The organism is Porphyromonas sp. HMSC077F02, assembly GCF_001815465.1.
GTDB classification, from domain to species: domain Bacteria; phylum Bacteroidota; class Bacteroidia; order Bacteroidales; family Porphyromonadaceae; genus Porphyromonas_A; species Porphyromonas_A somerae.
The window spans coordinates 90,308-100,545 of sequence record NZ_KV820630.1; the positions used below are offsets into that span (position 1 = coordinate 90,308).

The window sequence follows — 10,238 nt, forward strand, 5'->3', positions numbered from 1 at the left end:
GCAACGCAGTAGATCGCCTTCGTGCAACAGTCTCAAGAAATAAACTTCATCATATGAAGGGAGTAAAAAAACGACCCTTGTGATTGCAGGGGTGCAGCCACAAGGGTCGTATATCATATATATGTGATGGGATGCTATCTCGCCACTTCGAGGGAGCCACCGGAGGAGTTACCGGCATACTCGGGGGCGTAGTAGCTCTGGATCTGGGCGGGGCCGTAGGTGAAGTGACCGCTCTGGGTAGCGACCGCTTCAAGCTCTATCTGATGGCGTCCGCGTGGTAGGTAGTCGATGTATAGTCGGTCGTGATTGTCGCGACGACTATAGTCGAACCAAAGGCGGTCTGCCAATCGGAAGCCTTCAAAGTCGTAGCCCATCTCCGCCGCAGCTGGGCGTGGGTCTTGTATGGTGACCAGACTGAGGTCTTGCTTTGCCTCAAGGAGGTAGCGGACTATCAACTTATCGCCCTTCTGCACGTTGGTAGCTAGGGTAAAGCTTTCCTTCCCGTTGCTATCGACCTTGCGGACGTAGAGTTGTTTCTCAATCGTCAGCTGCTTACCTGTTGGGGTGGCCTTAGCACTCGGTTCGGTCACGAGATAAGAGAGACCACCAAAGATATAATCGCTCTGAATACCACTCCAGGTGAGTGTAAGCGACCCCTCCTTGGCGGGGTACCGCACTGCTAGGGTGCCGGTCACTCGCTCCGTAGGCGAAAGCAGGTAGCGCTCGCCATTGATGGTGAGTGTGGCACGATCGCTAATGGTGGTGGGGGTCACCTTATCCAGGATCAGCTGTGCCACCCGCACGATCGCTTGGTCGTACCAAATGGCATTTTGCTTCACCTGCAAGGCAAACTTCACCACCTCTTGGCTCACCTCTGGCTCATCCTGATTGAGGAAGAGCATGAGGGTGAGCTTCTCATCGTCATTAAACGTGTAGCCACTGCGGTCCTTGATGAACTGACGCACCTGGGCATAAGCCTCGGGCTGGTCGTAGATCCGACTGTATTCCGCAAATCGTAGCATCGTGCTATTGCTGGCAGATTGGTACCCCTTCCGGAGAGCTTCCACTTGCTTTTTCATCGGCAGACCAAAGTCGGGCAATGGATAGCTGTATTGGTGCGCAACAAGTGCAAAGGCAACGAAGTCGCGGTAGTAGCTACCCTCCTTTTGTAGCTCCTTAGCTAAGTAAAGGAGAGAGGCTTGTAGACTCTTTTGTAGCTCTGGATTGGTCACCTCCAAGCCACCCAATTGCTCTAGTATATAATGAGTGAGCCAAGGAGTGGCGTGCAACGTCTTAAGACTATAGCGGAAGCCTCCACCCGAGACGGCATGGCTCTGAATGCTCTTCTCTATCTGAGCCAATCGCTCTGTAAGTGCCTTTTCGTTGGTGATGAATTGGTAGAAACTAGCTAAGGTCTGAGGGTCGGCTATTCGGTCGCTCCAGTGTGTTGGCTTCTCTTTAATCAAGCTCAGCTCCTTAGCATCCTTCTGTAGCCGCACTGCTAGCTCGGGATGGGATTTGAGGTAACTATGGAGACGGCTGTAGACGCTATAGAAGTGGAGCTCTCCAAAGAGTGAGAGGTCGCTCTTGAGGCTCTCCCTATGGCTAATGGCCAATTTGCTTAGAAGCAATTGGATAGGATCAAAGTAAAGCTGGAGCATCAGGTCACTGCTAGCGAGCTCTTGCTTAGGTGGGGCAAGGGTCACTTGCGACTCCTTGTAGAGTGAAATGGGGAGCGCCACCGTGTAGGTGGAGAGATTGCTGATCAGCGGTATCACCTGCTCTAGTCCATCGCTCAGTTCGCCCGAAGTGATCTTTGCCTGCAATTGGAGTTCTGCTGCTTGTGGAGCGGTGGTGCTAAAGGGGACGCTAACCGTTTCGTGGGCTGGCACCTCTATCGTTCCCTCAGCCAATAATTCGGCACCAGAGGTAATCACATAGGTGGTTGTGCAGCTTTGGTCACTTGTATTGCGTATCTGAGCAGAGCCATCAAGGCGGTCGCCCCAAACAAGGTAACGTGGGATGGAAAGCTCTATGCTGAGTGGCGAATAGACCTCTAGGGTGGTATTATCTAGCACCTCTTCGGTGAGGTTGTCGTTGAAGGCATAGAGGTAAGCGACATACTTAGTTTGCGTGTCGGGGGCTTTGAACTTCAGGAGTAGCTCGCCCTCTTGGTCGGTCTCGAGGAGTGCCGAGAAGTAGGCTGTCTCGGCAAAGTTGGTGCGGAGAGCCGGCTCCTCAGGTGCTGAGGTAACCACCACTTCATCTAGGGCTGCCTGCTTACTCATCTCCATTGGTGCCGCTTCGGTTACCGCCATCAGACGGAGTGGAGCCCGAGCCCCATAGAGGGCTCCCTCTAAGTTATTCTCGATCAGTAGTACACTCACAGTAGGAAGCCATGGGAAAGCCCCTATACTCAAAGCGGCATCATTGACCGCTTTATCATAAATAGTGGCAAAGACAGGAGTGCTGGCGAGCGGTTGTCCCGACTTGCCAATCACCTTGATACGTTTTTCCACCTCACTACCTGGGCGAATGCTTTCATCGAAAGCAAAGCCTTCGAGCTTCGCCTTCTCCTTTGCCACCTCCTCCTTTGGTAGGTCCAATCGCTTCACCCTCGTCTCCATATTACGGAGCGACTGTAGCATCACTCTTTCCGCACCCACTTGTGGCAGCGTGTGCTTGTAAAGCGTGCCGGCTGCCACCTTGATGTACTCCTTGTAAAGAGTCGTGCCATCCTTTTCCAGAGAAAGGATCATGAGCTGATCGTTACTCGAACCAAAGAGAAGTGCCCCATCGGGAAGGAACTCAGCCCAAATTGGGTACTTATCGTGTAGCTGAGTATCGCTGGAGCTATAGAAATAGTACTTTTGGTAGGTTTCGTCTCGCTGTTCCTCTCCATACCCATCTACCGTGCGGAGCTGTAGGTGGTAGCCACCGCTGGGGAGGTTAGGAAGGGAGAACTGTTGCTCGCCATTCACTGGGAGGTTGCCTAGCGGGATGGTATCCTGCTCATTCACCAAGTAGGCAGAGATAACGCGGTCGGATATATCTCCGAGCAACCGATGATTATAGGGCTGGAGGGTAGTAGAGAGCGTGAATTGCTCCTTATAAATAGAGGTGTCTTCATTGATGAGGGACTCCGCATCCAGGGGCATATCGGTATCGAGTAGTTCAAGGTAACGAGAGGTTCGTGCGGTATTCCCGAGAGCGTCTGAAGCAGATAGCTCAATTCTATCTCCATACTCATCCTCTTCCTCAGAGAGTGCGGGCGTGGCGATAAGGAAGTGACCATCGGCACCCGAAGTCACCTTTATCCGTTTATCACCTCCATAGAGAAGCTCCACGGTAGCTGGCGTAGGTAGCCCATTGAGGTCAGTCGTTTGCCCATAGAACTTCATCGGATGGCCATAGAGGTAACCAGTGGGGATACTATCTATAGAGACCTGGAGGTAACTACGCTTGTAGTCCTGCACCTCTAACTCCTTATTGCCCCACTTTGAGATGAGCTGGAAGTTGGAGAGATCCTGATCCTCTGGTAGGGTAAAGGTGAGCTCCGCCACACCGTGCTGGTTGGTGGTCACCATCTTAGTCTCGAGGGTAACCAAGTCGAAGTTGCGATAGGCTTGGAGCTTAATCGTCAGAGGCTCAGAGGGCAAAACGTGTCGGTCATCGCCTTTGTACTTAGCGGTGACGGTGCCCACCTTAACCTCCTGCCCACGACGGTAGATAGGGCGATCGGTGTAGAACCTCGTAATCTTTATCTCTCTCTGTTTTTGAGCTCTTGGTAGTTCACTAATATAGATTTCCTCCTCACGAACCAGCCGTGGATCCTTCACCTCTGCCCAGTAATAATTTGATCTGCTCTGGAGTAAAGCTCGCCCTTCACTATCGGTCGCCATCGTGGCAAATACCTTGCGATCTCCATCCATTAGATCAATCCGTACGTTGGACACAGGGGCACCAGTAGCACGGTCCAGCACCTCTATCTGCTTGCAATAATTCTCCAGATTGTAAGTATAGACCTTGAGAAGTTCGTAGGTGAAATAGGTGCGGTATTGCTCCTCCTCAAGAGAATAAGCGTAGAGAGCCGGCTTTGAGAGCTGGTCGGTGAAGGTCTTACGGACAATCCCCTTAGGGAGCTCACCAATGGTGATACCGCCACTCCTCTGTAACTTATTCGGCTTTGATAGAATACCAAAAACCTTGATACGCACCTCGCCAGTAGCGGTATTCACCACCTCGGGTTGGATCGCAACCAAGCGGTCACCTAGATACTCCTGATAGATTTGCTCGGCTTCCGACTCGTAGGCACTCCCTTTGAGCTGAGTGAACAGTCGCTCTCCCTCCCTTTCAAAAGGAACTACCATAGCCGTCCACTGTTCATCTAGCTCGGTGGCGTGGTCATCCGAAAGCTTTATCTCCAGCTCCCTTAGTTCGTGTATCAATCGGTAGCGAAGGAGCCACATATCTATCAAATGCCCCTCATCGGTTTCGGCAAACCGTGGGCGACACTCCTTGAGCTTCACCTCATCAAGTTGGAGATTGAAATACCGCACTATCTGCAATGCCTCTGGGTAGAACTCCTTCTGCAGAGCTACCTCTAGCTCACTCGTGAGCAAAGGCTTTAGCTCCTTATCACTAGAGACAAACTGATGGAGTATCTCCAGTAGATTGTAGTATTGGTTTTTAGAGGAATCGAGATAAAAGCCCCACCGCTCTACACGCTGCTGACGGCTAAGCTCTTCGCTAGGAAGTAGCCGAAGGAGCTCTCTTTGCTGGAGCAACTGGGTGAGCAACTTACGGCTCTCCTCCCTCGTCTTCTCGGGACTCCAAAGGAGGGTGTCGGTAGAGGCGTCATTGGAGCTATCGTACTCCGTCAGCGCACGCCCATAATTGGTGTATAGCCTATTGAGGGCTCGTACCTCAGCGGTAATATTTATCTCAGTCGGTTTCATTGTCTTCTCTATCTTGCCCCACGCTGCGATGGCACTAACGAGTAGTGCGGGGATCAGTAACCACTTAATTAATCTCTTCATTGTCTTACCTTTTTAATTTCATCGTCCGTAGCACCTAGTGCCTTTGCTCGATCAAAGTCGGCCTCTGCCTCCTTCTTCTCTCCATACTTGCTCCAGATCGCTCCTCGCAAGAGGTAATCCTCCTTTGTCGGTACCTTCAGCTCTTGTATCACGTGCCGCGCCCTATCAAGTGCCTCCGCCTTGCGGTCTTGCTCCAATAGCATCCAGCCCAATGCTCGGTAAGCGTTGGGAATCTTGGGAAACTTATCTATCAGGTGCGTCAGTAGCTTCTCCGCCGAAAGCGGGTCATCAGATAGCTGATACTCCTTGGCGAGTGCTATGCGAGGGAGATAGGCCTCAGGATTGAGCTTTAGTATCTGCTCAAGGTCGTGGATAGCACCATTGTGTAGTCCTAGCTCAGAGCGAACCCTCGCTCTATTATATAAAGGAATCTCCCACTCCGGCTTCTGCTGGATGAGTTGGTCGAGGTCGAGAAGGGCATCTTGATACCGTGCCACTCCTTCGTACAACTCAGCACGGCGAGAGCGGAGCTGCGTCACCTCTGGCTGTAGCCTAAGGGCCTCTGTGAGTTCGGAAATAGCAGCTAAGGTGTCTTGCCTTGCCACAAGAAGTTCGGCAAGATTGCCGTGGAGCACAAAGTTGCTCTCCTTATCGGGATAGCGTGTGAGTGCTTCACGGAGTACCAGTTCTGCACTATCGGGCTTCTGAGCCTCGTAGTAATCGTAGTAGCGCATCACCAGTGCCTCGTAGTTATCGCCCTTTGTCGGCTCTTGTGCCACAGCTCCCAGATAGGAGCAGGCAAGGGCCAGTAAACTCCAAATATACTTATTCATAACTCTTAGACGTGACTATTTGGAGAAGGTTTGTTTGGAAGAGGAGTTTATACCCCTTTACAGACGGTACTTCCCTTCATCCTCATCCTGCAAGATACTGAGGTAGCTCTTGTATCTAGAGCGTGCGATGGTGCCTCTGTTGAGTCCCTCACAGACGGCACACTTAGGTTCGTGCGTGTGGGTGCAATTGTGGAAATGGCACTGCTTCCCCAGCTCAAAGATCTCTCGGAAGTAGTGGCTCACCCCTTCGCGCTCAAACTCTATCGTGCCAAATCCCTTGATGCCTGGAGTATCAATGAGATAGGTATCGGGCTCAGTACCATAGGGGATCATCTCGGAGAAGGTGGTGGTGTGCACCCCCATATTGTGTGCCTCGGAGATATCCTGAGTGCGGAGATTGGCCCCTGGCACAAGGGCATTGATAAAGGTAGACTTCCCCACCCCCGAGTGCCCACTAAGTAGAGTAATGCCTGTGGAGATATACTCCTTCAGTGACTCCATTCCTTGCCCATGCTTCGCCGATATCTTGAAACAGCGGTAGCCCAAGCCCTCGTAGAGCCTCATCAGCTCATTGAGCTTACGCTCTTCGTGGTCATTGTAGCGATCCGCTTTATTAAAGACAAGGGCTGCCTCCACCCGATATGCCTCGGCTGTAGCTAAAAACCGATCAATGAATGTAGTGGAGGTAACTGGATAATTGACCGTCACCAAAAGGAGGGCTCGGCTGAGGTTAGCACCTAATATATGTGCTTGCTTGGAGAGGTTGGAGGAGCGTCGGATAATATAATTTGTACGCGGATGGATCTTAGTGATCCACCCCATATGCTCTTGCCCCTTCGCCTCTTCCATTGTTTCGGGTAGCTCAAAGTCAACAACATCACCCACCGCCACAGGGTTGGTGGTCTGGATATCATTCACCTTGAAACTCCCCTTCAGCTTGCAGCTATAGCTCTCACCATCTGCCACCTTTACTTGGTACAGACTCCCTCTATTTTGGATAACTAAGCCGGTCATGGCATCGTAGTTATACGGTCATTATCTCCTTCTCCTTAGCGGCAAAGAGTTGATCAATCTTCTTGATAAAGTCGTCGTGCATCTTCTGGATATCACCCTCAGCAGACTTAGAGACATCCTCAGGCATGCCATCCTTCACCTGCTTCTTGAGCGTATCAATCGCATCACGGCGAGCGTTGCGTACACTCACCTTGGCCTGCTCCGCCTCACCCTTCACTTGCTTTGCTAGGTCGCGACGACGCTCCTCGGTGAGTGGTGGCATTCCAATTCGGATCAAGTCGCCATTATTCTCAGGCATAATGCCGAGGTCGGAATCAATAATCGCCTTCTCAATATCGCGGATGATATTCTTCTCCCAAGGGGTGATGATAATCGTCTTCGCATCTGGCACCGATACATTCGCCACATTATTGAGTGGGGTAGGATTGCCATAATAATTGACACGGATATCATCAAGCAATTTGGGATTCGCTTTGCCGGCACGTATCTTAGCCAATTTGTCATCTAGGAAGTCGATGGTCTCGCTCATCGCCTTTTTGGTCTCTTTCAGGATAGTAGCTACATCTTTCATAAACTGTCAGTATTGAATTTGGTTGGATAGTCTATATAATTCATTACAAAGATAGAGAATTATCCCCATAAGTACAAAGGGTTCACCGCAAAATAGCACGGATAACGCTTAAATAAGCACTTAGACAGTGCAGAAGGACCTCGGAGAGGTCCGATTTGTCGTAGCCCCCGAGTCGGAGGGCAAAGCCCGAACGACCGGGGGATAAATGCAAAGCACGCAATATCGACCCCTCGCGGGTCGGACAACTTCATCTAGGATTATTCAAAAAAACGCGAAGACCTCCCATTGGTTGTCCAATCCCTCAGCCGGGGTCGTAAGGCCATTTTGCACCTCTTTATACACTTACTGGTGTATATGTTCTTCCAACCACTCTTTCAAAACAACAGCATGATTGCATTTCTCGCTTTTTGCGCCATACAGAAGGGTCACGTTGTGATCTTGCAACTTCTGCACACACAAATCCTTAAACTCTTGTGATGCCGAGTTCTCTGACAATTCCTGTCTGTATCTCTTTTTAAACTCATCATATTTTTCAGGAGTATGGGAAAACCATCTTCGAAGTCCATCTGATGGTGAAATCTCCTTAGCCCATAAATCAATTTTAGCATTTTCCTTTTTCATCCCTCGTGGCCATAGTTTGTCCACAAGAATGCGAAACCCATCTGTTTCAACTGGAATTTCATAGATTCGCTTGCATCTCAATTCATTCATTATGTATTGCCTCCTTTAAGGTGAATTCATTACTCGCGGTTAAAGACAAATGTACGAATAAATCATCATAATATGGTGCTACAACCGCACTTCATAGTGACTCTTAGATCTCCGCAGATTTCAATCTCTCCCAAGGAAATCGGAAAGCTTCACGAAGCAAACGGAAATTACGGGGGATATATTTCTTATAATCTGACCAAAATATGTATATTTGCTAGTGGTCAACTAGCCTAAGGGATAGCCATCATGTCTTTGCTAGACTAATATAAATTCACGTTAAACGATCAGTGAAATATGAGCGAATTCTTACATAACACGCCAGATGAGCGCAAGACGATGCTCAAAGAGATACTCCTGCGCTTACATCAAGGAGAGCAGCCCGAAGCTCTCAAGCGGCAACTCTCCACACTCCTCCACACTATCCCCTACCAAGAGGTCGTCGCTGTGGAGCAGGAGCTAATAGATCAGGGACTACTATCGACAGATGAGATACAGATCTTTTGCGACCACCACTCAGAGATCCTAGAGGGAGCTATAGATGTGAGTGGAGCTAAAGAGGTGCCTGCGGGGCATCCCATTGACACCTTTAGAGCAGAGAATGTAGCCCTAGGGGAGGTAGTCTCCGAGTACAATGCTTTGGCAAAAGAGATCAAAGGGGAGCATTGCGAGCATCCGCTCTCGGAGCTCTTGCTAAGTCTGAGATCTATCTTCAACCGACTGATGGATGTAGACAAGCACTATCTGCGCAAGGAGTACCTGCTCTTCCCATACTTAGAGCAGCATGGAGTGACTGGACCTCCTGTAGTCATGTGGGGCAAGCACGATGAGATTAGGAAGCTACTCAAGAGTGCCATAGCAGTACTCTCTGGAGAGATCTCAGATACGGTATCTCTGAGAGATCACATCGTGGAGACCTTTGACCCTGCAGTGGAGATGTTGGACAGCATGATCACCAAAGAGGAGATGATCCTCTTCCCAATGACACTGGACCTACTGACAGAGGCTGAGTGGTATCACATCTATAAGGAGACACCAGAGTTTGGATACTGCCTATATGACCCGCAGACTGTATGGCAACCAGACGTGGAGGCGGACGACCTGCACTTTCAGTACGAGAGCCATGATGCTATACGGCTCTCCACGGGAGCTTTTAGTGTCGCTGAGCTAGAGGCTCTACTCATCCACCTCCCAATAGACATCACCTTTGTGGACAAAGACGATAAGGTACGCTTCTACTCTCACAGCCCCAAGCGAGTCTTCGCTCGCAATAGATCCATCATCGGTAGAGATGTACGTATGTGTCATCCGCCTGAAAGTGTCCATGTCGTAGAGACTATCCTTGCCGACTTCAAGAGTGGTCGCCAGAGCTGTGCTAAGTTTTGGATTGGCAACTTCCGTGGGCGATTTATCTATATAGAGTACACAGCTGTGCGTGACCCCGAGGGTAACTATCTAGGGGTCGTTGAGTGCTCTCAAGATATTACTGAGCTACGGCAACTAGAAGGCTCTAGGACGCTTCTGAATTATGACTGATACGACACCTCTCCTCATCACCCCTGAGACCAAAGTGGGGGCGATGCTAGACCGCTACCCGGAGCTCATCGATACGCTTGTATCGCTCTCGGATCGGTATAGAAATCTGACCAATCCGATACTGCGCAAGACTGTAGCACCTCGTACTCCGCTCAAGCTCGCAGCACAGATGGGCGATGTGGACTTAGCCTTACTGGTTAATACGTTACGACAAGCCGTCGGACAGCCTCCACTTGACCTGCCAAAGTAGGGTTTATAAGTTCGTCTATCTTGGACGAGCTCTAGAAAAAGGAGACTCAATCGCAGCTCAAGGCGGTTGAGTCTCCGCGTGTTTTGCAAGTAGAGGAGTGGGGGTAAAACAACGCCAACAAATAGACACATTTAGCTCCTTTCAGATAGGGCAGAAGGACCTCGGCAGAGGTCCCACTTAAATGAGAATGTTGCACGAAGTGCCATTCTCGCACATTTGCTTAAATGTGGTGAGACTTTGCACGGATGATGAAATGCAAGGCGCTGAGGATGAGGGCGAAGGGAGCG

7 protein-coding genes are annotated in these 10,238 nt (G+C 50.3%); 2 read left to right on the plus strand and 5 right to left on the minus strand.

The features are described from left to right. Positions 1-134: 134 nt before the first annotated feature. The 5 genes from HMPREF3027_RS01155 to HMPREF3027_RS01175 all read right to left on the minus strand — a co-directional run bounded on the left by HMPREF3027_RS01155 (position 135) and on the right by HMPREF3027_RS01175 (position 8,168). A complete protein-coding gene (locus tag HMPREF3027_RS01155; RefSeq protein WP_070706404.1) occupies positions 135-5,039 on the minus strand; it encodes an alpha-2-macroglobulin family protein in 4,905 nt (1,634 codons plus the stop codon). Next, positions 5,036-5,872, minus strand: coding sequence for a tetratricopeptide repeat protein (locus HMPREF3027_RS01160; RefSeq protein ID WP_070706405.1), 837 nt, complete (start codon positions 5,870-5,872; stop codon positions 5,036-5,038). Before HMPREF3027_RS01160 ends, HMPREF3027_RS01155 begins: the two co-directional genes overlap by 4 nt. Before the next feature lie 57 nt (positions 5,873-5,929). After that, positions 5,930-6,886: a ribosome small subunit-dependent GTPase A gene (gene rsgA / locus HMPREF3027_RS01165; RefSeq protein ID WP_070706406.1), complete on the minus strand. Its 957-nt coding sequence runs from the start codon at positions 6,884-6,886 to the stop codon at positions 5,930-5,932. Between the two features lie 10 nt (positions 6,887-6,896). After that, positions 6,897-7,415: a ribosome recycling factor gene (frr, locus tag HMPREF3027_RS01170; RefSeq protein ID WP_371440868.1), complete on the minus strand. Its 519-nt coding sequence runs from the start codon at positions 7,413-7,415 to the stop codon at positions 6,897-6,899. Positions 7,416-7,799: 384 nt separating this feature from the next. Then, the gene (locus tag HMPREF3027_RS01175; protein WP_070706407.1) at positions 7,800-8,168 is read right to left on the minus strand and encodes a DUF488 domain-containing protein; all 369 of its coding nucleotides are present in this window, start codon (positions 8,166-8,168) and stop codon (positions 7,800-7,802) included. A 294-nt stretch (positions 8,169-8,462) separates the two neighbouring features. Here HMPREF3027_RS01175 and HMPREF3027_RS01180 point away from each other — a divergent pair, with 294 nt between their 5' ends. Together HMPREF3027_RS01180 and HMPREF3027_RS01185 are read left to right on the plus strand one after the other, a co-directional pair. Further along, positions 8,463-9,701, plus strand: a complete 1,239-nt coding sequence (locus HMPREF3027_RS01180) for a DUF438 domain-containing protein (RefSeq protein WP_070706408.1) — start codon at positions 8,463-8,465, stop codon at positions 9,699-9,701. Next, positions 9,694-9,951 carry a DUF1858 domain-containing protein gene (locus HMPREF3027_RS01185; protein WP_018028617.1) on the plus strand — a complete coding sequence of 86 codons (258 nt, stop codon included), beginning with the start codon at positions 9,694-9,696 and terminating at the stop codon, positions 9,949-9,951. Before HMPREF3027_RS01180 ends, HMPREF3027_RS01185 begins: the two co-directional genes overlap by 8 nt. Positions 9,952-10,238 lie beyond the last annotated feature (287 nt).

Bases quoted from the DNA above. Each gene is read 5' to 3' on its own strand.
- HMPREF3027_RS01155 (WP_070706404.1), bottom strand. From the start codon at position 5,039: ATGAAGAGATTAATTAAGTGGTTACTGATCCCCGCACTACTCGTTAGT.
- HMPREF3027_RS01160 (WP_070706405.1), bottom strand. From the start codon at position 5,872: ATGAATAAGTATATTTGGAGTTTACTGGCCCTTGCCTGCTCCTATCTG.
- rsgA (WP_070706406.1), bottom strand. From the start codon at position 6,886: ATGACCGGCTTAGTTATCCAAAATAGAGGGAGTCTGTACCAAGTAAAG.
- frr (WP_371440868.1), bottom strand. From the start codon at position 7,415: ATGAGCGAGACCATCGACTTCCTAGATGACAAATTGGCTAAGATACGT.
- HMPREF3027_RS01175 (WP_070706407.1), bottom strand. From the start codon at position 8,168: ATGAATGAATTGAGATGCAAGCGAATCTATGAAATTCCAGTTGAAACA.
- HMPREF3027_RS01180 (WP_070706408.1), top strand. From the start codon at position 8,463: ATGAGCGAATTCTTACATAACACGCCAGATGAGCGCAAGACGATGCTC.
- HMPREF3027_RS01185 (WP_018028617.1), top strand. From the start codon at position 9,694: ATGACTGATACGACACCTCTCCTCATCACCCCTGAGACCAAAGTGGGG.